The sequence below is a fragment of the Aquabacterium sp. A08 genome (genome assembly GCF_011742065.1).
In genome coordinates, this window is the sequence record NZ_JAAQQT010000039.1 from 1 (window position 1) to 271 (window position 271).

General features: G+C 75.3%; 1 protein-coding gene. It reads left to right on the forward strand.

What is annotated here, in order from left to right; all coding sequences use genetic code 11:
- Positions 1–271: peptidylprolyl isomerase (locus tag HA630_RS00225; RefSeq protein WP_208299875.1), on the forward strand; the 271-nt coding region annotated here is incomplete at both ends.

Genomic DNA, 271 nt, shown 5'->3' on the forward strand with positions numbered 1-271 from the left:
CCCAGACCCTGGCGCGCCACATCCTGCTGCGCCCCAGCGCGCAGCTCAGCCCGCAGGCCGCGGCCGACCAGCTGGCGCGCTGGCGCCAGCAGATCGCCAGCGGCCAGGCCTCCTTCGAAGACCTGGCCCGCGCCCACAGCCAGGACGGCTCGGCCCCACAAGGCGGCGACCTGGGTTGGGCCGTGCCCGGCCAGTTCGTGCCCGAGTTCGAGCAGGTGATGAACGCCCTGGCCCCGGGCCAGGTGTCCGAGCCGCTGCAGTCGCGCTTCGG